This window comes from Algimonas ampicilliniresistens, from assembly GCF_030159955.1.
Classification (GTDB): Bacteria; Pseudomonadota; Alphaproteobacteria; order Caulobacterales; family Maricaulaceae; genus Litorimonas; species Litorimonas ampicilliniresistens.
Window position 1 is genome coordinate 1,198,886 of record NZ_BSNK01000002.1, and the last position, 17,900, is coordinate 1,216,785.

The window sequence follows — 17,900 nt, forward strand, 5'->3', positions numbered from 1 at the left end:
CTGGGCCTCGGCAGACATGCCGGGGCTTTTTTTTATGGGTTAATCCCAGTCGCGACGACGCAGAACCATGAGAACTTGGTTGGCATCGCCGAATAATGTCAGCTCAAGATGGGTCGCTTCGATGGCACGGACATTGCCGAGCACTGTCATAAACTCGCGTTCTGCGTCCATGATCTCAGGCGGGCACGCCATTTTCGTGCTGGCTAATGGTCCGAATGTGACCAGCCGCCCGTTTTGGCTGAAGCTGCCGAAGAAATTATTACAGCCGCCGGACCCCACAACGTCGCCGCCGGTCTTGAAGCCAATAAACTGATCCAACTCGCCTTGCATCGGTCCCCATTCAGTCCCGGCCAGCGTCGCCAAAGGGCGTTTTGGTGCGTCGTTCAAGACTTTCTGGCATGCCGCTAAAGCCGCCATGACTGCCAGCGAGCCGACAATACGAACCCACATCATTCTGTCTCCCGATAAGGATCGCCGAGCATTCTGGCGATAGATCGGCCATTCTCTGCAAGCGCTGCGACATCAACGCTGACCGATTGATTGCAGTTCGGGTGACGCTCTTCTTCTTGATAATATCCCGCATTGAAGGCGCGGGTTAGGTCACGCTGTAGCGCTGTGTCGGACGCGGCTTCGATCTCCAGCATTCCGGCCATATATTCTCGCCATTGCTGATCGCCCGCACCGAAACAGAGCGTGCGAAGATAATGCATCTGACCAAGATTTTTTGCGAGGGCTTCGGAGAGGCTAGTCATTTTGACCATATCGGCTTCGACGCGCAGCTCTGCCTCTTCGCGGGCTTTCATGGCCGCTTCGCGGCGCGCGTCATCAATCGCGGAATCCTGAGCTAGGGCCGCGAGCGGTAGCAATAGTAAAATTATGGCGAGCCACAGTCTCATAAACTTACGCTAGCGTCCCTTGTTTCTTGGCGCGAGGCTCGATTGCAGAATAGGCATTCTGAATAACGTCGACAGTTTTGGCCCACATGCCGAGTTCGTCAACCGTGTCGATGGCAACGAAGCGGGCGTCCAATGCATCGTCAGCGCCTTTCGGTGTTCCGCTATCCCAGAGGGCGACATAGTCATGCAAGCGGTAGCGAACCCCTTCAAATTCAGCATCGATCGTCGCAATTTTCGGGCCAAGCGTCGCCGTCACCCCAGTTTCTTCAGCCAGTTCTCGCAGCGCCGCGTCCGGCTCGCTCTCGCCAGGTTCGATCCGACCGCCGGGAAGCGACCACTCACCTTGTCGCGGCGCTTTTCCGCGACGGATCAGCAGCACCTCGTCACCGCGAAAACAGATCACGCCGACGCAATCCGTTCGATCTGTCGTGTTTGTCCTCATTGCGCCGCTTTTGCCTTGTGCTAGCCCGCTTGTCATGTGCGGTCGTTATGTTTTGGATGCTACCCTCGAAAGTTTGAAGGCGGCTTATGACGCCGATATTTCTGATGAGGGCTATTGGGAGTACGGTCCCAACTTCAATATCTGTCCGACGGATGTTGTTCCGGTTCTAGCATTTGACGGCGATAAACGACGCAAGCTCGTGCCGATGCGCTGGGGTTTGCATCCGCATTGGAGCCAGCAGAGCCCAACGGAGAGCAAATATGCGCCACTGTTTAATGCGCGCACGGAAACGGCGAACGAGAAGCCGTCCTTCCGCACGCCGTGGCGGCGTCGGCGCTGTTTGATCCCGGCAACACACTGGTACGAATGGACCGGGGAGCAGGGCGGTAAAATCCCGTGGTGTATCAAGCCGGAAACGGATGGAGTCTTTGCCTTTGCGGGTTTGTGGGACCTATGGCGGGTGGATGAAGGCATCAATTTGCTGAGTTGCACGATCCTGACAACGGAGAGCGATGGACCGCTGCAGCAGCTCCATCACCGTATGCCGGTTCTGTTGCCGGACGCGCAGTGGGACCATTGGCTCGACCCGGAGTCTCATCCGGATCGGATCATCGAAACCAAACTGAGCGCTGACGATCTGATTTTCTGGGAGGTCGACCGAGCCGTCAATTCAAACCGGTCCAGTGGGCCTGAGCTGATCGCACCATCTGCTTAAGGGTTTTCGGGCTCTCGCTTGGGTGGGTCAATCGCGGGAATCGGCATGTCTGGCGCGCTCGGATCGAGGGGTTTGTCCTGTTCCGACAGAGGTTGCGCAGTCGGAAACCGCTCTGGAAACAGACGCCGCATCGCGACCGAGAGGAAGTCCGCCATCCGCGCGTGCCGCATCCCAATGGGCCGTTCGGGTCCGCGTGTTGTGTCGGCGATTGTTTGGCGCTCCATCTCGGCATTCAGTTCCGCACCGATAATCACGGTCATCGCCGTGAGCCAAAACCAGAGCAGCAGCACGATCACCGCCGAAAGGCCGCCATAGGTGCTTTCATATTGGCCGAAATTGCGCACGAAGGCCGAGAAGCCCCAACTCAGAAACAGCCAGCTAATCGTCGTAAATAGAACGCCCGGCACAACCCAACGTTTGCGGGCGGGTCGTCGTGACGGTCCGAAGCGATAGACGATGAAGGCCCCCAGCATGAACATTAGGATCAAGAGGAACCAAGGTAGGTTGCCCGACAGGACAGATGCCGTCCGGTCCCAGTCGAAAAAGGCAAAGGCCGCTGGAATGCCGATAATGACCATCAGCGAAATATAGACGAAGGCGAACATGCCCAATGTCATGACAAAGGCCACGGCATAGAAACCAAGAATGCTGCGTTTTTCATCTTCGCCGTAAGCAACATTCATGGCGCGCAGCACTGCACGGATGCCTGCGCCTGCCGTATAAAATGCAAACAGTAGGGAGAAGATGATCCGCATCGATAACTCCTTGTCAGGCGCGCTGACGACGGCTGCAATTTGCTCAGATATGATCACCCAGGCGCTTTCCGGCATGAGCGGTCGCAGGAAGTTGGCGAGACCTTGAACATCCGAAATATCGGCAAAAAATCCATAGATGGATAGCGAAGCCGAAATCAGCGGGAACACCGATAGGAGTGCAAAAAATGCGACACCGGCGGCTACAACTGGGACATTGTCCTTATTGGTCTGCACAAATACGCGCGAGACGATTTGCAGATATTCGACCCCTCGAAAATGAAGCGGACTCTCAACTTTACGCTGGACGAATTCGAGAGAGGCGAGGTTCATCGGAACAGCGCGTTCTCAGGATTTTTTGGGCGGTTGCGGACGCTCGAAAATGAGTTCTGATTCTGACGACCGCTCGGCAGAAAACTTATATCCGTTTTCGTTGAAGTCTTTCAGATCTTCGGCGGCATTGATCCGGTTCTGGATGACCCAGCGTGCAAACAGGCCGCGCCCAAATTTGGTGTAATATTGAATCGGCCGGGCTTTACCGTCCTTCTCTTCGAGGAACTTCACATTGATCACGGGGCGACCCAACGTCTTCGCATTGACCGCTTTGAAATATTCGTTGGAGGCAAGGTTCAAAACCGTTTGATCGTTATGACCATTCATATCCGCGCGAATCTGATCGCCAATTTGCTCGCCCCAGAATTGATAGAGATTGGTGCCGCGATCATTCTGCAGCCGCGTGCCCATCTCAAGCCGATAGGGTTGGATTTCATCCATAGGGCGCAACAGACCGTAAAGCCCTGACAGAAGTCGCAAATGACCCTGCGCATAGTCGAGGTCCGCGTCAGACAGGCTCTTGGCGTCTAGGCCCCAATAGACATCGCCGTCAAAGGCAAGGGCCGCCGGTTTCATACCGTCGGCTTTACCGTCCAGATCAAACCGATCGAACCGGTCAACATTGAGTTTGGCGAGATTGTCCGACAGATGCATTAGTCGTTTCAGATCGCCAAGCGTTTGCGATTTGGCGGTCTTGGCGAGGATTTTTGTATCGTCCAACAGGCGCGGACGGGTAACCGGCACGTCGCCATCATAGGCGTCCATGTTCAATTTTTTGGCAGGGGAGAGAAGGGTCAGCATTGATGCGTCCTCATAACAGCGAGCCGGGATAGGCTTGTCCGCGTGGGTGAACACGCGGGGTCGCAAGCTCGGCGCCCGAAGTCAAGTTCGGGGTGGATGACATTTGCGTGCAAGCGCCCGCGTCCCACCGGGCATCGGGGCCGCGGCTACTATCGCGTGAGTGCCGAAAGGTGACACAGGGCGCGGGCTTTCATCCATCGATGGATGAAAAGGGAAACACACCAATTTACGACAGACGAAAGCCCGCGCGAGGCGATCAGCTTGATCCCGCCGCCTCTGCGCGCTGTCCATCTCTGCGGGGTCCCCGGCCTAACCTGAATTGCCAGACGCGGCGAAGCAGGATGTTTGGCTCTCGGGGTCCGCATCGACCAACAGTGCACAGAGGCGAGACATCAAAGGGCGCAGCGCGGGTGCATAAGCCCGCCCGCATCCCGCTTAAGTCTACGCAGTTCTCGTTTGACCGAGCGCCGCCAGATCGCTCTGGCGCGGGACGTCCCCCGCACGCAAATCCAAGCCGTCACACCTGCTCGCTACGCCAAGGGTCATGCACCTCCCCGTGTCTGTAGCGAACGCAGTGAGAGTAAGCGGAGTTGGGAGAGGGGGGATTGGTTTGTTTTTAGGTGCGGATGGAGTCGTGTATAAGAAGGAGTATAATTCTACAATCCATTCTAGCCAGCAATTTAAATCTAAAAACTTGACAAAGATAATATGCAGATATTGCCTTGCTTAGACTTATCATGTTCAATTTTTATTGAGTCTTAGCACTTAACACGAAGTTTATGTTTAATATCAGGCTCCTCTGCAATATTGAGATCGAATACTCTCAACCCACGGGAGGTAGTATGTTCTCCAGAATATCCGTCATCCATCACCTGCGGAAAACCACTGGTCAAAGCTCGGTCCAAGTCACCGCAATCATAAATTTTAATTAGAGGATAATTTGCCTCACAAACATTACCCTCTGCTAGCCAAGGAAACTTTAATTCGGAACTCGGTGCCACATGAACATGCAGTTCGACAGCAGATTCTCTATCCAGTAGATCAGATGAACTTTCGGGCTCCACCTCACTCATGCTAGTGACGAAAAAACAAAAACTCTCGTTCGTAGTATTAAGTGCTACTCCTGTTTTCCCGCCATCAAGCGATTGAATTTCGATAGGCTCAACAACTACCGAGCATGAGCTTAATAAAAACAGTGAAGTCCAAAAAAATTGTGGCATCAATATTTCCTCATCGAGTTAAGAAAGTTCTCCTAAGAGATTCATCATACACTCTAGTCATATCTTGCGGGTGCATAAGCCCGCCCGCATCCCGCTTAGTCCTGCGCGGTTCCCGTTTGACCGAGCGCCGCCAGATCACTCTGGCGCGGGACGTCCCCCGCACGCAAATCCAAGCCGTCACACCTGCTCGCTACGCCGAGGGTCATGCACCTCCCCGTGTCTGCAGCGAACGCAGTGAGAGTAAGTGGGGTTGGGAGAGCGGGGATTGGTTTGTTTTTAGGCGGGGGTGAACCGGAAACTTGAAGCCGGACAAATTCCTAAATTAACGCAACTTTCCGGAACCCGCGAAGTTTCCAAGGAAGTAATAGTGAGGATGACTTTGCTCCATATTTTCGAAAGTCATTTGGCTCAACTCTCTAACTTTACAATCGTATACATCAATATCAAATTTATACTTGGGATCGTCACCTAGAGTTATATTGCTTCTCAATCTATAAACAAACTTGACTTCGCTTCTAGAAGAAACTTCCGTATAATCAGTATCCCAGTCACCAAAAGATGTCGACTCCGTTGATCCTGTTTGATAGATGTAAAAGTATGTACGCGCATTCTGCCCCAAGCAGAATTTTTCTGTGCTGGGGTTTTTTATGATGAACGTCACATCCTGTTCACTCACCACGATATCGTGTTCTATTTTTAAACTCTGCTTCTGGCTGCAGGCCGTGGAATAAACGCAGAGTGGGGCTAGAAGCGCACCCAAAAGCGACAAAGAAAATTTCATATCTATCGTCCGTAATTATTGGGCGGGATTAGACGCGGCGCATTTTTGTGGGTCAGCGTGGATAATTTTTCAATATCCACTTTTATCCTCTATTCAATGCACCTTACCGAAACTGGGTTTTGACGAGGCAGCCGAAGGTGGCATGTCCGGACATGCCGGATAATGGCGGAGTTGATATCGCCAAGACGTCACAAACAGGGCCCTCTCGGGCCCTCACCCTCCGGGCCAACCAATCGACCTACCGCCTTCGCTAAAGCTCAGAGCGGTCGATTCGTTGAATTAAACCATAACACGCGGATTCATGATCCCGTCTGGGTCCATCGCTGTTTTGACACGGCGCAGTAGCGCCATTTTGACGGGGTCAGCGCGGGTGGCGAGCGTGTCGCGCTTCATGATGCCAATACCATGTTCGGCGCTGATCGATCCGCCCAGCGCGTCGACAATATCAAAGACAGCTTCTGAAATATCGTCCCAGCGGGCGAGGAAGGCGTCGCGGTTTGCGGCCATATCGTCGCTATCGGGTTGGGCGATATTATAGTGGATATTACCGTCGCCAAAATGGCCAAAGCCAACGGGTCGGCAGCCGGGGACGATGGATTGCACGGCGGCATCGGCTTTGGCGAAGAATTCTGGGATGTGATTGATAGGCACGGTGATGTCTTGCTTGATCGATCCGCCGAGGAACTTCTGTCCCGCGCTCATATGTTCGCGGATCGACCCCATCGCTAGGAATTGCGTGTCGGATTGAGCCAAGACGGCGTCCCGCACCAAGCCGGCCGCAAAGGCGTCTTCAAGCAGTGCGGTGACAAGCGCTTCGCCCGCCTCCGCCGTCGCGACCTCGAAATCAGTGAGGACGTACCAAGGGTGGGGCTCAGAGAAAGGGTCGCGCTCATTCTCAATATTATCGACGACGGCAGCGAAACCGATATGCGGCATCACTTCAAACATGGCGAGTGAGGGGCCGCTCAGTCGCGTCAGCAGGGCCACCGCATCTTCAACCGAGGCAATCCCCATCATGACGCGCGCAATATAGCTCGGCTTGGGAAAGAGTTTTAGCGTCGCTGCGGTGATGATGCCCAATGTGCCTTCGGCGCCGAGAAACATTCGCGATAAATCATAACCCGTATTGTCCTTGCGCAGAGAGGTCAGGCCATTGAAAATCTGACCGTCGGGCAGCACCGCTTCCACGCCAAAGACCAACTCTTTGGTTGTGCCATATTTCAGCACATGATTGCCGCCCGCATTGGTCGAAAGGACCCCCCCGACCGTGCAAGATCCTTGCGAGGACAGGGTCAGCGGAAACTTGCGGTCCGCGGCGTCTGCGGCCTCGTGGACGGCATGCAGCGTGGCCCCCGCCTCGACGGTCATGGCGTTGGCAATGGGATTGACGTCGCGCACCCGTGTCATGCGTTTGAGTGATAGCAGCACTTCGCCCTGCGGGGTCTGTCCGCCGACCAAGCCAGTATTGCCGCCTTGCGGGACGATGGGCATTTTGTGTTCGGCGCAAATTTTAACGGCGGTCGCGACGTCATCGGTCGTGCCTGGTGTCAATAGGATCGGCGTCTGGCCAAAATATTTGTCGCGCCATTCCGTTAAATGCGGAGCGATGATATCGGGGTCCTGGGTCCAAGCTTTGGCGGGCAATGCAGCTTTCAGAGCGCTGATGCCGGGGCTGTCTTGGGTATGAGGTGTCGAGGCCATGAGTGCGCTCTAGCGGCCAAGCGCGGCGCGGCGCAAGCGGTCGTTAATCGCCACGCCCAACCCGGTTTCGGGGATGGGGACGATAGCCAGTTTTTGCCCTGACCCGTCGAATTCGCGGATCATGCGATAAAGGTTTCGCGCGGCCTCCGACAGGTCGCCTGCCTCTGACAAGTTTGGCGCGCCATAATCGGGGCCAAAGCCAATCAGGATTTCACCGATAAGGGCCTCTGTCGCGTTCAGCCGCAGCGTAGCCTCCGGGGCGTAATGACGGGCTAACATGCCGGGTGAGGCGAGGGGTCCCGCCGGGTCTGGCTCGGCTAAGGGTCCGGTGATCGTTTCAATGTCAGCGCGGGCAATCGCCCCGCTGCGCAACAAGACCGCGCGGGTCTCTTCTACGCGGATAACGGTGGACTCGACCCCTTTTTTGCAGGGGCCGCCATCGATGATCAGGTCGATCCGCTCGCCCAGATCGTGCATGACATGGGCGGCGGTCGTTGGGCTGACATGGCCGGACAAATTGGCGCTCGGCATGACTAGCGGTCCGGTCCAACCGGCCTGACATAAGCCGTCGACCCAAGGTGCGTCTGGATTTCGCAGCGCGATGGTTGAGAGCCCCGATGCGGCGCGCAGCGCTAAATCACTGTCACGGCGCGGCACAACGATCGTTAGCGGGCCGGGCCAAAAATGCTGCATAAGTTTGACGGCGAGATCACTGATATGGGCATAGTCATGGGCTTGGCCGCTCTTCAGAACATGCGTGATGAGCGGATTGTTCGAGGGTCGACCTTTGGCCGCATAAATAGCCGTAATCGCAACGTCAGACCGGGCATCGCCAGCCAATCCGTAGACGGTTTCAGTCGGGAGCGCGACAAGGCCGCCTGCGCGCAATATCTCTGCGGCATGGGCATAGGCATCGGGGCCAGCGGTCATAATCCGGGCTGTCATGGCGTCCGACTATCAATCCGGGCTGTGTATTGACAGTTGAAAGCGCGGTCCACCCTTGCCATTGGCGCAGACGATGCGAGGAAATAGCCAGCATATGACGACCCGGTCGACCAAGCGGGTCAAGCCGTCAGGGGTTTTCGCGCGCCTGGTCGAAGAACTGCGCTTTTTCATCAAGCTGTCCATCTTCATGCTGGCGATCCTGACACTGGTTTGGGGTCATTACAAAATCCCCTCAGAATCGATGCAGCCGACCTTGGAAGTGGGCGACCACATTTATGTCTCCAAATTTGCCTATGGCTACTCGCGCCACTCGCTGCCGCTGGGTCTGCACAAGCTGCCTCTGCCGGACGGTAAAGTCTTTTCGCGCCTGCCCAACCGTGGCGACATTGTCGTCTTTCGTAATCCGAATAATGGCACGGTGATGATCAAGCGGGCCGTCGGTTTGCCCGGCGATGAAGTCCAAGTCGTCGAGGGACGGCTGATCATTAATGGCGGGATGGTTCCGCGCGAGTCGCAAGGCGACTTACTCTACCGGGTCAACGATACGTTCGGGTCGATTTTAGGCGCGTCCCTTTATGCCGAGTCGTTACCGAGCGATGACGAACCCCATTTCATCTTTGAGCAATCAGATGACGCGCCACTCGACAATACTGACATTTTCGATGTGCCGCAGGGCCATATCTTTTTCATGGGCGATAATCGGGAACGCTCAACCGATTCGCGTCTGACCCGGACGGACCCGTTTGGAAACGACATGCGCGAGAGTGATTTCGGTCCGGGCTTTGTCCCGCTCGATCACCTGATTGGTCGGGCTGATTTTCTCATGTTCTCGTTCAATCGCTGCGACCGCACAGAAGGATTGCGCTGCCCGGATGTCGGTCGCGCGCCGTCACGGCTATGACGCGCACCAAGCCGAAAAAGTCGCCGCAGCAGGACACGATCATCCTCGTGCGGCACGGTAAGCCCGCTTTGTCGCGCAAAGTACGGCTGACATGGCGGGAGTTTCGTGACTGGTGGATCCGCTATGATGAAGGCGGGATCAAGCCGGGGCAAAAGCCGCCGAAAAAGGTGATCCAATGGGCGCGCGAAGCTGACACGGTTCTATCGAGCCCGCTGCCCCGGGCCGTTGAAAGCGCAGCGCTCGCGGCGGGGCGAGAGCCCGACGCGACTTTGCCCGGCTTGGTCGAGGCGGCGTTACCTTCACCGCCGCTGGGCCCGCTGAAAATGCGCCCAAAGAGCTGGGGCACAATCGCCCGGATTATCTGGTTCATTGGCTATAGTGACGGCATGGAAAGCCATTTTGAAGCGCGGACGCGCGCGAATGATGTTTGTAGCGACCTGGAACACCATGCCGCAGGTGGCAAAATCGTCTATGTCTCTGGTCATGGATGGTTTAACCGTATGGTGAAGGGCAGTCTGATGGCGCGAGGTTGGCGCTGCAAGAGCCAGAATGGCGACCTCCATTGGAGCCGTCGCCGCATGGTCAGGCCGACAGACGTTCATGCAATGGGCGTTCATCAAGAGGAGTCCGCGTGAGCGACACAGCTATCAAGGATATGAGCTTCGAGGATGCGCTCGCTGAACTCGAAGCAATCGTGCGCCAGCTGGAAGCAGGGGATGCGCCGCTGGAAGAAAGCATCACCATCTATCAACGCGGCGCGAAGCTGAAGGCGCATTGCGAAGGTAAGCTCAAAAGTGCGCAGTTGAAGGTCGAGAAAATCGTCCTCGCCCCAGATGGTAGCGCCAGCACGGAAGCGTTCGACGCTGACTAAGGTCATGGACAGAACGTCGTCCCCGACTGGGTTTGTCGATCAGCTGCAGCATGTCGCGAATGCGGTCGAGTCTGCTCTGGACCGCCTTTTGCCGTCGCCGAACGGGCATCATGCCGTCATTGCCGAGGCTATGCGCTATGCTGCCATGGGCGGGGGCAAGCGGATGCGGCCTTTCCTCGTTATGGAAACGGCCCGGATGTTGGGCGGTGATCCGGGTAATGCTCTGACAGTAGGGTGCGCGCTGGAATGTCTGCATGTCTACTCACTGGTCCATGACGATTTGCCCTGTATGGATGATGACGATCTGCGTCGCGGCAAGCCGACCGTGCATAAAGTTTTCGGCGATGCGATGGCGGTGCTGGCGGGCGACGGCTTGTTGACCCACGCGTTTGAATTTCTAGCGCGCGAGGAAGCCCATCCCGACCCAGCGATCCGAACCCAGCTTATGCTTGAACTGGCCCGCGCCTCTGGCGCGAACGGCATGATCGGTGGACAGGTGATCGATATCACCGTCGCCGAGGATGCCCGCGATACGGCCCTGATCACTAATTTGCAGGCGATGAAGACTGGCGCGTTGATCCGCTATGCGACCAAAGCGGGCGGATTAATCTCTGGCGCGCAGCCGCATGACCTTGCCGCGCTCGACCGTTATGCCACCGCTCTTGGGTTGGCCTTTCAAATACAGGACGATGTTCTCGACGTTGAAGGCGATGCAGAGCTTGTGGGTAAAGCGGTCGGAAAAGATGCGGGTCTTGGTAAGGCCACATTCGTGTCTTTGCTGGGTCTTGATGGGGCAAAAGACAAGGCGAGGCAGCTCGGCGATACGGCGCGTGCCGCCCTTGCCCCCTACGGAGAAAGAGCGCACACGCTGATCGGTGCTGTGGATTTTGTATTGGAGCGTCGTCATTAAGGGGTTTCCCTTGACGCGAATGGATTTGATTTGATGGTCGATACGCCCCTGCTAGATACGGTTACTGTACCTGCCGACATGCGCAGTTTTTCGCGCGAGCAAGTCAAACAACTGGCCGAGGAAGTTCGCTCCGAAGTGATCGACGCAGTCTCAGTAACGGGCGGCCATTTGGGCGCGGGTCTGGGTGTGGTCGAGCTGACTGTCGCGATCCACCATGTTTTCGACACGCCAGACGATAAGCTGATCTGGGATGTCGGCCACCAATGCTATCCGCACAAAGTTCTGACCGGACGCCGTGAGCGTATACGCACGATCCGCAAAGGCGGCGGCCTGTCGGGCTTCACCAAGCGCGCGGAGAGCGAATATGACCCGTTCGGCGCGGCGCATAGCTCAACGTCGATCAGTGCGGGTATGGGCTTTGCGGTGGCGCGTGATCTGGATGGCCGGAATAACAATGTTGTCTCTGTCATCGGCGACGGCTCGATCACAGCAGGCATGGCTTATGAGGCGATGAATAATGCAGGCGCATCAGACAGCCGTCAGATCGTCATCCTGAACGATAACGACATGTCGATTGCGCCGCCCGTTGGCGCGATGAGCCATCTGCTCAGCCGCACCGTGTCTTCTGGCGGTTATCAAGCGCTGCGCGGAGCCGCGAAAGCGCTGGTCAAGGACGCGCCGCGACCGATCAAGAACACGGCGAAAAAGGCCGAAGAATATACGCGCGGCATGTTTATGGGCGGTACGTGGTTCGAAGAGCTGGGCTTTCAATATGTTGGCCCCGTCGATGGCCATGATCTGGATGCGTTGATCCCTGTGCTAGAAAATGTTCGCGATATGAAAACAGGCCCTGTCCTGATCCATGTCGTTACACAAAAAGGCAAAGGCTACGCGCCGGCTGAAAACTCCGCCGATAAATATCACGGCGTGTCCAAATTCAATGTGGTCACGGGCGAGCAGTCCAAATCAATCCCGAACGCGCCGTCTTATACCAAAGTGTTCGCCAACAGCCTGATCCATGAGGCCCGAAAAGACGACAAGATTGTCGGTATAACGGCGGCCATGCCAGGCGGTACCGGGATGAAAGAATTTGGCGAGGTCTTCCCAGATCGCATGTTCGACGTTGGTATTGCCGAACAACATGCTGTGACCTTTGCGGGCGGGCTCGCGGCCGATGGTTACAAGCCGTTCTGCGCGATCTATTCGACCTTCCTGCAGCGCGGTTATGATCAGGTCGTCCACGATATTTGCATCCAAAACCTGCCTGTGCGCTTTGCCATGGACCGGGCTGGCCTAGTCGGGGCTGATGGACCCACCCATGCGGGCGCGTTCGATATTGCCTATCTCGGCTGCTTGCCAAATATGGTGCTGATGGCGGCTGCGGACGAAGCGGATCTGGCGCGCATGGTCGCGACCGCAGTGGCGCGTGATGATGGCCCAACGGGCTTCCGCTATGCGCGGGGCGAAGCCACAGGCATTGAAATTCCAGAAGATCCGCAGCCGCTCAAAATCGGTAAAGGTCGCGTTCTACGTGAAGGCTCGCAGGTCGCGATTTTCTCCTATGGCACCCGTTTAGGTGAAGCCTTGCTGGCGGCAGAAAAGCTCGACAGTCACGGCCTCTCGACCACTGTCGCGGATGCGCGTTTTGCCAAGCCACTTGATAGTGATTTGTTGCATCAACTGGCCCGTAATCATGAAGTGCTGATCACTATCGAAGAAGGTTCGGTCGGCGGCTTCGGCGCCTTCTGCCTGCACGATCTGTCCGCTTCTGGCGCGCTTGATACAGGCGTTAAAATCCGCACCATGACGTTGCCCGACACCTTCATTGATCAAGACACGCCGGAGTTGATGTATCAACAAGCCGGACTTGATGCGGACGCGATAGTTGAGCGCGTCTTCGCAGCGCTAGGGCGTGAGCAGGCCGCGAACCGGGCTTAACCGGAGAGACCGTCTATCCTGTCTCCTTGAATCAAGGTGCGGGACGCGATCAATTTGTCGCTCAGCGCGGCCATCAAGGCTCTGACTTTGGGTGATCCGCGCAAGTCTGGATGGGTGAGCGCCCAGAGACCATAAATCGGTGTTGGGGGCCTGTCATCGATACGGACGAGGTCCGGGTGTGCATCGGCCATGAAGCAGGCGGCGCGGGCCAAGCCTTGACCACTTTCCAGCGCTAAGAAGCGGGACTGTATGTCATGAATGACGACACCCACGGGATAGTCAGGATAGGCGCTCTCGGCGATCCACTCCGCGCTCCAATCCGCAGCAATCCAGTGTCGGTTTTCCGGCGACGTCTGGGCGAAATAGTCCTTATGCGCATAATCGCTAATCGCCACTGTGCAGAGTTTGCGTCCGATAAGATGGTCGGGTGGGCTGGCATGACCCCGGATCACGACGTCGGCTTCACCCCGATCTAAATCTGCCAACCTGTCCGTTCCGACCACTGTGAGTTGAATGGCGGGGTAGCGAGCCACGAACTCTTGGATCGTGTCCAACAGCACATGTTTATAGACAGCAAGCGGAATGGAAAGGCTCAGCGGGCCCGACAGGCCGTCCCCTGATGACCGTCTGAGGCGTGTTGCCGATGCGTGCAGTGCCTCCATACGTTCGGCGATGGCGACGCGTTCTAACCCATATTCCGTCGCGACATAGGCGCGGTTTCGTCTTGTGAATAAAGGGGTGGGTTCACGGTCGGCCAGAGCCGCCAATCGACGCGCGACAGTTGTGTGAGTCACGTCCAGGGCCTCACCCGTCGCACGCAAGGTCCCATGCCGATGCAAGCTTAAGACAAGTCTGTGATCGTCCCAATCAAACATGCATCGTTTGTAACGATTATGCACCATCGTGGCAAGTATTCTCGCATTTCCGAGTGAGTTCTCGGTGGTTAGGCACATTTTCGAACATATCTACGAATATCAAGGAGACGAGAATGCTAAATCGACCCGGACTGCTTCTGGCGGGGGCTTGCCTGACTGCCTTACTCACTCTGTCAGCCTGTGCTCCAGGACCGACAATGTCCAAGACCGTCGTGGCCAAGACTGTCACTGCTGAGGCTGTACAATCGACCATACTCGATTTGAAAGCGGGTGAGGTTTTGCAGTTCGCCCTTGTGCGACCGCGAGAGGGCGATGCGGCTCAGGCCATCCGAACCCGATATTTTCAAACCGCGATACCATATGCAGAAAGCCTCGGTGACCGATATTTAGGGACGATGCGCATCCGGGACACGATGCTCGGCGTGAATAAACCCGTTGCCATGGCTCTCTATGCTTTCCCTGATGAAGCCGCGATGGAAACCTTTCAAGCGTCTCCGGACTGGTCCGACTATCAGCGCATGAGGCGTGAGGGATGGGAAGAATTGCACGTTTTTTCTGCGACCCTGTCTGCCGATACACTTCTGAAATTCGATCCGTCCAAGGATTACACTTTGGCTGCGGCTTGGACGCGCCCAGGTACCATGGCGAATTATCAGCAATATCTCGACGGGATCGAAGCTGATTTTGAACAAATCGGCGCGCGCTATATTGCGCAATTGGGCGAAGTGGATCTGCAATCGCAGACGGATGACGCAGAGAATCCATCGCAGCTAACGATTGTTGAATGGTCGAACGGTCCAGACCTTGCTGGGTTGGGCCGGACCCAGGGTTACAAGGACAATGCTGCCGCGTTTCAGTCTGCGATCTCTCGCTTTGATCTGTACTGGTTTCAGACAGCGCAATAGAGGCCGTCGGAGTCCACAACGGGACATTTAACCGCTAGAACGGCGTCATGCGCGCCGATCTCTATCTTGTTCAACACGGTCACTTTGACAGCCGCGCGCGGGCGCAGGCCGCGATCAAGGCTGGCTTAGTGTCGGTGAATGGGCGGGTGTTAAAGAAAGCGTCTGTGACGATTGCAGATGGATCGCGGGTCGAGGCGGGGGACGTCCATCCCTATGTCTCGCGCGGCGGGTTGAAGCTGGTCCATGCGCTCGACACATTTAAGGTAAATCCCGCCGGACGCGTATGCCTCGATATCGGCAGTTCGACGGGGGGATTTACAGATGTGTTGCTGCGGCGCGGCGCATCATGCGTCTATGCCGTTGATGTCGGGCGCGATCAGCTACACCCAAGCTTGCGGGGTCATAAACAGGTCGTTTCCATGGAAGGACAAGATGCGCGCGCCTTGAGCGCGGCCCAATTCCCGGAAATGCTCGACCTGATGGTGTGTGACGCCAGTTTTATTGCGCTGTCCAAAGTCCTCTCTGTGCCTTTATCGCTGACCCGTGAAGCTGTCATGTTGGTCAAACCGCAATTTGAAGTCGGGCGGGAGAATATCGGGCGCGGCGGGATTGTGCGCGACGGCGCTCACGAGGCGCTAGAGGCGGTTAAAATCTGGCTGCGCGGCGAGGGCTGGCGGACGGTCGCGACAGCCGATAGCCCCATTGAGGGCGGGTCCGGTAATGCCGAGTTTCTCCTGCATGCCCAGCGAATCCAGGACTAGCGTTAGGGCGATTTGTCCTGAATGCGCGTCAGGATCATCAGCGCAATTGCGGCGATGGCAATGACCAGGCTGGCGATGTCTAACGTGCCGTCAGCGAGCCAACGTCGGATCACGAGTAAGATCAGAACGGCTGCCAGGCCGGGCAGAGCCCAATTCATCACGCGCATCATAGGGGCAAGCCTAGCGCAAAGCGCGGTATTCGCGAACCGCTAACTCCATAACAACCGCCACCACGGCTTGAAGCGGCGCAGCTCTGGCGTTAAGGCGCGCGCGACCTCCTTTTAGGACTATTTCAGATGCACGACTTCCGTAGCCATACTTGCAACGACCTACGCGCCGACCATGTCGGACAAACCGCCCGCCTTTCGGGCTGGGTCCACCGTAAACGCGAACATGCCAATGCGCTCTTCATCGATCTGCGCGACCATTACGGTCTGACCCAAGTCGTGGTCTATCCGAACGTCGACTTCTACGAAGCCGCCAAACGCGTTCCCGCAGAGTCTGTGATCACCGTGACCGGCGAAGTGCTGGCCCGCGACGCGGACGCGAAGAATGCTGAAATCGCTACAGGCGATATTGAACTGCGCGTGGCGGAGTTCGTGATTGAAAGCCAAGCCGATCCGTTGCCACTGCCCGTATTTGGTGAGCCGGACTATCCTGAAGATATCCGCCTGACGCACCGCTATCTCGATCTGCGCCGCGAGACGCTGCACAAGAACATCTTGCTGCGGGGACAGGTTATTAACTCATTGCGCAGCCGCATGATCGACCAAGGCTTTACCGAGTTTCAAACGCCGATCCTGACGGCCAGCTCGCCAGAAGGTGCGCGCGACTTCCTCGTGCCGTCCCGACTCAACCCCGGTAAATTTTATGCCCTGCCGCAAGCGCCGCAGCAGTTTAAACAGCTGATCATGGTCGCGGGCTTTGACCGCTATTTCCAAATCGCGCCCTGTTTCCGCGACGAAGATGCCCGTGCTGATCGCTCACCCGGTGAGTTCTACCAGCTTGATATCGAAATGAGCTTCGTGACGCAGGAAGATGTGTTCAACGCGATTGAACCCGTCATGGCGGGCGTGTTTGAAGAATTCGCCGATGGCCGTACTGTTGAAACCCCGTTTCCGCGCATTCCCTATCTCGAAGCGATGGATAAATATGGCTCCGACAAGCCGGACCTCCGCAACCCGATCCTCCTCAAAGATGTGTCGGCTTTCTTCACGGATGAGAGCAAGACGGGTTTCGGAATCTTTGCCAAGATCACCAAAGGCGGCGGTAAAGTCATCGCTATTCCAGCCCCGGGCGCGACCGATAGCCAATCCCGCAAGTTCTTTGACGAGATGGACAAATGGGCGAAAAAGGAAATGCAGGCTCCCGGCCTCGGCTATGCCCGCTTAAGAGCAGGAGAGGGCGAAGAAGTCGGCACGGTCGTCTCGCAAGATCCCGCGCTCAAGAATTTCGATCCGGAGCATCTCAAAGCTCTACTGGCTGAAATGGGTCTCGGCGCGGGCGACGGCGTGTTCTTCTCTGCCGGTAAGAAATCGGATGCCTATAAATTGGCGGGCGCGGCCCGTGACCGGGTTGGGGCCAATCTGGGTCTGATTGAAGAAGGTATCTTCAAATTCTGCTGGATCGTCGATTTCCCGATGTATGAATGGGATGAAGACAATAAAAAAGTCGAGTTCTCTCACAACCCGTTCTCCATGCCCCAAGGCGGCATGGCGGCGCTGGAAGCCGCCGACACGGCCGAGAAACAACTCGATCTGCTGGCCTACCAATATGATATCGTTTGCAACGGTGTAGAGCTATCATCCGGTGCGATCCGAAACCACAAGCCGGACGTTATGTACAAAGCGTTCGAACTGGCGGGCTATGACAAGTCCGTCGTCGACACAGAATTTGCGGGCATGATCAACGCGTTCAAATATGGCGCGCCGCCGCATGGCGGGATTGCACCGGGTGTCGACCGGATCGTCATGTTGCTGGCGGGCACCAATACAATCCGCGACGTCATCCTGTTTCCAATGAACGGTCAGGCGCAAGATCTGATGATGAACGCGCCAGCGGAAGTCGATTCCGCTCAGCTAAAGGAACTTCACCTGAAATTAGTGCCGGTTGAGAAGGACTGACCAGCGAATTGTCGAACGGCGGCGCCGTTC

The 17,900-nt window shown here is 56.4% G+C and carries 20 protein-coding genes; 9 read left to right on the forward strand and 11 right to left on the reverse strand.

The annotated features are described in order from the left end of the window. Positions 1-39: 39 nt before the first annotated feature. The 3 genes from QQL54_RS13605 to QQL54_RS13615 are packed head-to-tail and all read right to left on the reverse strand — an operon-like array spanning position 40 to position 1,338. On the reverse strand, positions 40-453 hold the full coding sequence (locus QQL54_RS13605; protein WP_284391722.1) for an META domain-containing protein: 414 nt from the start codon (positions 451-453) through the stop codon (positions 40-42). Continuing rightward, positions 450-896: a TIGR02301 family protein gene (locus QQL54_RS13610; protein WP_284391724.1), complete on the reverse strand. Its 447-nt coding sequence runs from the start codon at positions 894-896 to the stop codon at positions 450-452. The genes QQL54_RS13605 and QQL54_RS13610 overlap by 4 nt, the downstream gene beginning before the upstream one ends. A gap of 4 nt (positions 897-900) precedes the next feature. Continuing rightward, positions 901-1,338: an NUDIX hydrolase gene (locus QQL54_RS13615; protein WP_284391726.1), complete on the reverse strand. Its 438-nt coding sequence runs from the start codon at positions 1,336-1,338 to the stop codon at positions 901-903. 34 nt (positions 1,339-1,372) lie between these two features. Here QQL54_RS13615 and QQL54_RS13620 point away from each other — a divergent pair, with 34 nt between their 5' ends. Further along, positions 1,373-2,053 (forward strand): SOS response-associated peptidase, encoded by a 681-nt coding sequence (locus tag QQL54_RS13620; RefSeq protein WP_284391729.1) that lies wholly within the window; start codon positions 1,373-1,375, stop codon positions 2,051-2,053. On the opposite strand, the gene QQL54_RS13625 is transcribed toward QQL54_RS13620, so the two are convergent. The 6 genes from QQL54_RS13625 to QQL54_RS13650 all read right to left on the reverse strand — a co-directional run bounded on the left by QQL54_RS13625 (position 2,050) and on the right by QQL54_RS13650 (position 8,586). Beyond that, a complete protein-coding gene (locus tag QQL54_RS13625) occupies positions 2,050-3,138 on the reverse strand; it encodes a YihY/virulence factor BrkB family protein (RefSeq protein ID WP_284391731.1) in 1,089 nt (362 codons plus the stop codon). The two genes, QQL54_RS13620 and QQL54_RS13625, sit on opposite strands and share 4 nt — an antisense overlap. Positions 3,139-3,153: 15 nt before the next feature. Beyond that, on the reverse strand, positions 3,154-3,939 hold the full coding sequence (gene yaaA / locus QQL54_RS13630; protein ID WP_284391733.1) for a peroxide stress protein YaaA: 786 nt from the start codon (positions 3,937-3,939) through the stop codon (positions 3,154-3,156). A 758-nt stretch (positions 3,940-4,697) separates the two neighbouring features. Next, a complete protein-coding gene (locus QQL54_RS13635; RefSeq protein WP_284391735.1) occupies positions 4,698-5,159 on the reverse strand; it encodes a hypothetical protein in 462 nt (153 codons plus the stop codon). Positions 5,160-5,481: 322 nt separating this feature from the next. Beyond that, complete coding sequence (locus QQL54_RS13640) at positions 5,482-5,940, reverse strand: hypothetical protein (RefSeq protein ID WP_284391736.1); 459 nt, start codon at positions 5,938-5,940, stop codon at positions 5,482-5,484. A gap of 279 nt (positions 5,941-6,219) precedes the next feature. Next, the gene (locus QQL54_RS13645) at positions 6,220-7,641 is read right to left on the reverse strand and encodes an FAD-binding oxidoreductase (protein WP_284391738.1); all 1,422 of its coding nucleotides are present in this window, start codon (positions 7,639-7,641) and stop codon (positions 6,220-6,222) included. Between the two features lie 9 nt (positions 7,642-7,650). Continuing rightward, positions 7,651-8,586, reverse strand: coding sequence for an L-threonylcarbamoyladenylate synthase (locus tag QQL54_RS13650; RefSeq protein ID WP_284391740.1), 936 nt, complete (start codon positions 8,584-8,586; stop codon positions 7,651-7,653). Between the two features lie 94 nt (positions 8,587-8,680). On the opposite strand from QQL54_RS13650, the gene lepB reads away from it, so the two are divergent. The 5 genes from lepB to dxs are packed head-to-tail and all read left to right on the forward strand — an operon-like array spanning position 8,681 to position 13,206. Beyond that, a complete protein-coding gene (gene lepB / locus QQL54_RS13655) occupies positions 8,681-9,487 on the forward strand; it encodes a signal peptidase I (RefSeq protein ID WP_284391742.1) in 807 nt (268 codons plus the stop codon). Then, complete coding sequence (locus QQL54_RS13660; protein WP_284391744.1) at positions 9,484-10,122, forward strand: histidine phosphatase family protein; 639 nt, start codon at positions 9,484-9,486, stop codon at positions 10,120-10,122. The genes lepB and QQL54_RS13660 overlap by 4 nt, the downstream gene beginning before the upstream one ends. Then, positions 10,119-10,358, forward strand: coding sequence for an exodeoxyribonuclease VII small subunit (locus QQL54_RS13665; protein ID WP_284391746.1), 240 nt, complete (start codon positions 10,119-10,121; stop codon positions 10,356-10,358). The genes QQL54_RS13660 and QQL54_RS13665 overlap by 4 nt, the downstream gene beginning before the upstream one ends. Before the next feature lie 4 nt (positions 10,359-10,362). Continuing rightward, positions 10,363-11,268 (forward strand): polyprenyl synthetase family protein, encoded by a 906-nt coding sequence (locus tag QQL54_RS13670; protein WP_284391748.1) that lies wholly within the window; start codon positions 10,363-10,365, stop codon positions 11,266-11,268. Positions 11,269-11,298: 30 nt separating this feature from the next. Then, a complete protein-coding gene (gene dxs / locus QQL54_RS13675; RefSeq protein ID WP_348520736.1) occupies positions 11,299-13,206 on the forward strand; it encodes a 1-deoxy-D-xylulose-5-phosphate synthase in 1,908 nt (635 codons plus the stop codon). On the opposite strand, the gene QQL54_RS13680 is transcribed toward dxs, so the two are convergent. After that, positions 13,203-14,159, reverse strand: coding sequence for a LysR family transcriptional regulator (locus tag QQL54_RS13680; protein ID WP_348520737.1), 957 nt, complete (start codon positions 14,157-14,159; stop codon positions 13,203-13,205). The two genes, dxs and QQL54_RS13680, sit on opposite strands and share 4 nt — an antisense overlap. Positions 14,160-14,194: 35 nt before the next feature. On the opposite strand from QQL54_RS13680, the gene QQL54_RS13685 reads away from it, so the two are divergent. Both QQL54_RS13685 and QQL54_RS13690 read left to right on the forward strand, forming a co-directional pair. Further along, a complete protein-coding gene (locus QQL54_RS13685; RefSeq protein ID WP_284391755.1) occupies positions 14,195-14,986 on the forward strand; it encodes a hypothetical protein in 792 nt (263 codons plus the stop codon). Positions 14,987-15,033: 47 nt separating this feature from the next. Continuing rightward, complete coding sequence (locus QQL54_RS13690) at positions 15,034-15,747, forward strand: TlyA family RNA methyltransferase (RefSeq protein ID WP_284391757.1); 714 nt, start codon at positions 15,034-15,036, stop codon at positions 15,745-15,747. A 2-nt stretch (positions 15,748-15,749) separates the two neighbouring features. Here QQL54_RS13690 and QQL54_RS13695 read toward each other — a convergent pair whose 3' ends face one another. Next, positions 15,750-15,917, reverse strand: a complete 168-nt coding sequence (locus tag QQL54_RS13695; RefSeq protein ID WP_284391758.1) for a hypothetical protein — start codon at positions 15,915-15,917, stop codon at positions 15,750-15,752. A 126-nt stretch (positions 15,918-16,043) separates the two neighbouring features. On the opposite strand from QQL54_RS13695, the gene aspS reads away from it, so the two are divergent. Continuing rightward, on the forward strand, positions 16,044-17,870 hold the full coding sequence (gene aspS / locus QQL54_RS13700) for an aspartate--tRNA ligase (protein WP_284391760.1): 1,827 nt from the start codon (positions 16,044-16,046) through the stop codon (positions 17,868-17,870). Positions 17,871-17,900 lie beyond the last annotated feature (30 nt).

Excerpts from the sequence above, each read along its gene's own strand:
- QQL54_RS13615 (WP_284391726.1), bottom strand. The coding sequence starts at position 1,338 with ATGAGGACAAACACGACAGATCGAACGGATTGCGTCGGCGTGATCTGT.
- QQL54_RS13680 (WP_348520737.1), bottom strand. The coding sequence starts at position 14,159 with ATGTGCCTAACCACCGAGAACTCACTCGGAAATGCGAGAATACTTGCC.
- lepB (WP_284391742.1), top strand. The coding sequence starts at position 8,681 with ATGACGACCCGGTCGACCAAGCGGGTCAAGCCGTCAGGGGTTTTCGCG.
- QQL54_RS13660 (WP_284391744.1), top strand. The coding sequence starts at position 9,484 with ATGACGCGCACCAAGCCGAAAAAGTCGCCGCAGCAGGACACGATCATC.
- QQL54_RS13650 (WP_284391740.1), bottom strand. The coding sequence starts at position 8,586 with ATGACAGCCCGGATTATGACCGCTGGCCCCGATGCCTATGCCCATGCC.
- QQL54_RS13645 (WP_284391738.1), bottom strand. The coding sequence starts at position 7,641 with ATGGCCTCGACACCTCATACCCAAGACAGCCCCGGCATCAGCGCTCTG.
- QQL54_RS13610 (WP_284391724.1), bottom strand. The coding sequence starts at position 896 with ATGAGACTGTGGCTCGCCATAATTTTACTATTGCTACCGCTCGCGGCC.
- QQL54_RS13695 (WP_284391758.1), bottom strand. The coding sequence starts at position 15,917 with ATGATGCGCGTGATGAATTGGGCTCTGCCCGGCCTGGCAGCCGTTCTG.
- QQL54_RS13685 (WP_284391755.1), top strand. The coding sequence starts at position 14,195 with ATGCTAAATCGACCCGGACTGCTTCTGGCGGGGGCTTGCCTGACTGCC.
- QQL54_RS13670 (WP_284391748.1), top strand. The coding sequence starts at position 10,363 with ATGGACAGAACGTCGTCCCCGACTGGGTTTGTCGATCAGCTGCAGCAT.
- QQL54_RS13635 (WP_284391735.1), bottom strand. The coding sequence starts at position 5,159 with ATGCCACAATTTTTTTGGACTTCACTGTTTTTATTAAGCTCATGCTCG.
- QQL54_RS13620 (WP_284391729.1), top strand. The coding sequence starts at position 1,373 with ATGTGCGGTCGTTATGTTTTGGATGCTACCCTCGAAAGTTTGAAGGCG.
- QQL54_RS13625 (WP_284391731.1), bottom strand. The coding sequence starts at position 3,138 with ATGAACCTCGCCTCTCTCGAATTCGTCCAGCGTAAAGTTGAGAGTCCG.
- QQL54_RS13605 (WP_284391722.1), bottom strand. The coding sequence starts at position 453 with ATGATGTGGGTTCGTATTGTCGGCTCGCTGGCAGTCATGGCGGCTTTA.
- QQL54_RS13690 (WP_284391757.1), top strand. The coding sequence starts at position 15,034 with ATGCGCGCCGATCTCTATCTTGTTCAACACGGTCACTTTGACAGCCGC.
- aspS (WP_284391760.1), top strand. The coding sequence starts at position 16,044 with ATGCACGACTTCCGTAGCCATACTTGCAACGACCTACGCGCCGACCAT.
- yaaA (WP_284391733.1), bottom strand. The coding sequence starts at position 3,939 with ATGCTGACCCTTCTCTCCCCTGCCAAAAAATTGAACATGGACGCCTAT.
- QQL54_RS13640 (WP_284391736.1), bottom strand. The coding sequence starts at position 5,940 with ATGAAATTTTCTTTGTCGCTTTTGGGTGCGCTTCTAGCCCCACTCTGC.